The organism is Microcystis sp. T1-4 (assembly GCF_000297435.1).
In the GTDB taxonomy this organism is placed as follows: domain Bacteria; phylum Cyanobacteriota; class Cyanobacteriia; order Cyanobacteriales; family Microcystaceae; genus Microcystis.
Map to the genome: position 1 here is coordinate 1 of NZ_CAIP01000446.1, position 3,789 is coordinate 3,789.

Sequence of the window (3,789 nt, forward strand, 5' to 3'; positions counted from 1 at the left end):
AGTTATAACCCTTAAAACCACCATCTAAGACCGCCACATTTCGGAAACCCGATCGCTCTAGTAAATAGGCGACCATGGTTGCCCCCAAGACATCGCGACCATCGGAATATACCAGCACTCGATCGCCATTAGTGATTCCCGCAGCGGCAAAGAGACTGCCAATTTTATCCTCTTGCCAATATTGAACCGGCAAAAATCCGTTTGGACCACGAAAATTATTGTCGGCTATATTCACCGCTTTCGGTAAATGACCGGTGATATATTCTAAAGGATTAATCCGCACATCGAGAATTTTTAACTTCGGATCCTTGAGATTTTGTGCCACCCACGCCGGCGAGACAAAATCTATCTTAGTCTCAGATTTAGACGTGGCCATCAGGGGCGATGACGGGGCTAAGGTAAAGGTTAAAATGCAGAGGAGAACTAAAGTGAAAAAAGCAAGGGGACGGCTTTGAAACCGTCCCAGGGATAGACCCTTCCCTTGACGCAGTTTTGGTTTCATGATTCAGTGTCAGCGACGAGTATCAAACGATAATTACTATAGGGCTTTGATTAGCTTTTTCCAAAAATTTAGGTATAACGTGATATTTTTTTTGCAGCAAGTAGGCCGATTAATTATTAATTTCTTCTTGGGTGTTGATCGCCTTGGGTGTCTCTAATAACTGTTGCCACCAGATATGAACTAGGAGAGACCAAGCGATCGCTAAAAGCCAAGCGGCAAGGATATCGCTAGGAAAGTGAACTCCTAAATAAAGACGAGTCCAAGCAATAACCAAAACCAACGGAATCCCCAGTAAAACTACCCCGAAAAACCAGCGCGTTCTCCAAGATAGGATCAGTAAAGAAACCACTAACAGGGAACTAAATAAAGCATGACCGCTAGGGAAGGCAAAATCATCGGGTAACGGATAAAATAACTGCCAAAATTGCGGGCGATTTCGATGAAAAAAAATCTTGAGATTATAACTAATTGCCCAACCTCCCGCCATAGTCACAAGGAGATAAGCGAACCCATACCAGTATTTTTTGAGGGCAAAAATCAGCAGTGAAATTGTTAGTATCGGAGCTACTCCCCAATAAGTGCCTAATCCCGTTAGTTTTATGGCCAAAAAGTTTAGGTTTAAATTAGTAGTTTGATGAATAGATAGCATTAGGGATTTTTCCCAAGCAAATCCTTGGGGATGCCGCTCAACAGCGAGCGCTAAATCCGTAAAAGTTAGCGATGTTAACAAGATGGCTAAGAAAATTAAGCTATTGTTTAAGTAGGTTTTGGCAATCACGGGGAAAAAGTGGCGATCGAGGATAACAGGGGCATTTCTAATACCTGAAAATGAATTAGGCCCAGAATAACTAAAGTGTAAACTGTCGAGGAAAGTAATCCATTTCTTAATTCTTTTTGCCAATGGCGTTCTTCTTTCTCTCCACCGATTAATTCTTTCGTTCCGAACTGCATCAGCAGAATTCCCACCAGATTGGATAACCAATAACCAACCATGGCCGCTGGTAGAAAAAAATCGGCGTGCAAGCAGGCAATTAAACGACCGAAACCGTAGGCGATCGGCAGATTAAAAATTATATCGTTCCACCAACACAGGGGCGATAATAAGTAACCGATCAATACCAAGGTTCCGTTTTTGATTTTGTCCAGTAGATACATCTTTTTTTTAGTTACTAACTATCAGCTTTGTTTTTTTTTGCCATCAGCAATCAACTATCTCTGCTATCTAGGGTTTGCGGCAAAAAGTACGGGCGAAGCATTCGGTTAGAAAATCTACGGTTTCACCGATAGGTTATTGCCCGAATGCTTCGCCCCTACAGGACGCGGGCCGATGAAGACGCAAGGTTTTGAACGACGATTCTCTCAAAATCTTGCACCTGTTTCGCAAGAAAAGCCACAAAACCCTTACCTTGCCCACATTTCACATTTATTCAGCAAGTGCTATCTAGCTGACGGCTGACGGCTCACTACTAATTAACGCTGAATTTGGTCAAAAATCGCCCCATCAGCGAAGAATTTTTTCTGGATCGCATCCCAACTACCAACCGCCGTATAGGGGAACAGATTCGACACTTTTGGATATTGTTTACTAAACTCTTTAGCCACATTAGCATTAACGGGACGGAAACCCACCTTGGCGAATTCCCGCTGCGCTTCGGGAGTAAAGAGAAATTGGGCAAAAGCTGTCGCTACTTCCCGGGTTTTGCGTTTATCAACTATTTTATCCACTACGGCCACGGGCGGATCGATCGAAACATTGACTGGAGGAATAGTATAGGAAAACCCGGTTTCCCCTTTTTGACGGGCCAAAATCACCTCGTTTTCGTAGTTAAGCAGCACATCCCCCTGATCCTGTTTAAAGAAGACATCGCTGGCTTCCCGGGCATCTTTGGGTAGTACAGGCACGTTTTTATAGACATTGCGGACGAAATTGGTCGCTTGTGCTTCACTGCCGCCGGTCCGAGTTACCGATCCCCACAGGGCCAGAAAATTCCACCGGGCCACCCCAGAGGTTTTCGGGTTGGCAGTAATGACTTTAATCCCCGATTTGGCTAGATCTGGCCAGTTGCGGATTCCTTTGGGATTGCCCTGACGAGTAACTAAGGCTACCACGGAACGAGTGGCGATGGCGTTATTGGGTAATTCTTTCTGCCAACCGGGGTTAACTAAACCCGCTTTTTGCAAGCGTTCCACATCGGAACCGATGGCCAAATTTACCACATCTGCATCTAATCCGTCGATAACAGCGCGGGTTTGGGAACCAGAGCCGCCATAACTCTGTTTAATCACCACATCCTGTTTTTTCTCTCTTTTCCATTTGTTGACGAATAGAGGAATGATTTTTGAGTAGGCCGATTGAGTCACCGCGTAGGAAACTAGGGTGATTTCCACGGTTTTTTGTTTAGCTTGCTGTTTATCCGGACTTGCCAGCAGATTACTCGATGCCGATAGGGGACTAGAAGCTAGTCCGATTCCCGTTGTGACGACGGCAGCCGTAGCTAGAGAAATAAAGGGTAAGAGGGTTTTCGGTTTTGGGGATCTAGGATAAGGGATCACGATGTCATCGGCTCCTTTGTTTATTTATGGGAGATTGCTAAGTAGGTAGGCACAATTATTTGTAGGATGGGTTAGCGGTAGCGTAACCCATGCGGGCGTTGGGTTTCATGCTTCAACCCAACCTACGTTCATTTTATATTTAATTCCACCCACCTACTTAGGTATTTTCTCTGAGATTGTATTTTATATGAAATAAAAAACAATTACAATACATCAGAGAAAAATTATACTGTCTCAGTTGGGTTAGATGCCAATAAATTAAGCTATTAATGGCTTGATTAGGTCGAAAAACTAGAAATATTCGATTTATAGGGCTTAAATATGCCTTTAAATTCGCCTGAAGCCTCTTTATGCTTCCAGAATAGAGATTTTATCGTTTTTATGGAAAAGAAAAAATTTTTTAGCGATCAAAAACCTCTCCCTAGGTGGCTTCACCGGTGAAGTTAGCGGACTTTAGCAACTATTACCCTAAAATTGAAGCGGTCTAACGACTTCCATCAATGTGCATGGTGCGTTCCCCAAAATCTATTGGTGGAGCAGTAGGACTTGCATTATCGCACTGAGACAGTCCAGTAGGGTGTGTTAGCGTCAGCGTAACGCACGAATTTTGAACATTATACCATTTCTCTAAATGAAAACTACACATCGAATTTAAATCCCCCTTTAAGTTCCCCTTTTTAAGGGGGATTTAGGGGGATTAAACTTCTGTAGTCAGACTTTGGAGAATTGGTATT

Annotated in this window: 4 protein-coding genes; all 4 read right to left on the bottom strand. The window is 43.5% G+C overall.

From position 1 onward, the window contains the following. A partial coding sequence (locus tag MICAI_RS22315; protein ID WP_039900732.1) for a rhodanese-like domain-containing protein occupies positions 1-502 on the bottom strand: 502 nt, incomplete at its 3' end. 109 nt (positions 503-611) lie between these two features. After that, a complete protein-coding gene (locus tag MICAI_RS22320) occupies positions 612-1,280 on the bottom strand; it encodes a phosphatase PAP2 family protein (protein WP_008207381.1) in 669 nt (222 codons plus the stop codon). Continuing rightward, on the bottom strand, positions 1,277-1,657 hold the full coding sequence (locus tag MICAI_RS22325; protein ID WP_008207382.1) for a hypothetical protein: 381 nt from the start codon (positions 1,655-1,657) through the stop codon (positions 1,277-1,279). Before MICAI_RS22325 ends, MICAI_RS22320 begins: the two co-directional genes overlap by 4 nt. Before the next feature lie 315 nt (positions 1,658-1,972). Beyond that, positions 1,973-3,055, bottom strand: coding sequence for a sulfate ABC transporter substrate-binding protein (locus MICAI_RS22330; protein WP_008207384.1), 1,083 nt, complete (start codon positions 3,053-3,055; stop codon positions 1,973-1,975). Positions 3,056-3,789: the final 734 nt, after the last annotated feature.

What these genes read in the sequence shown, in the direction of transcription:
- MICAI_RS22325 (WP_008207382.1), bottom strand. Translation starts at nt 1,657, where the DNA reads ATGTATCTACTGGACAAAATCAAAAACGGAACCTTGGTATTGATCGGT.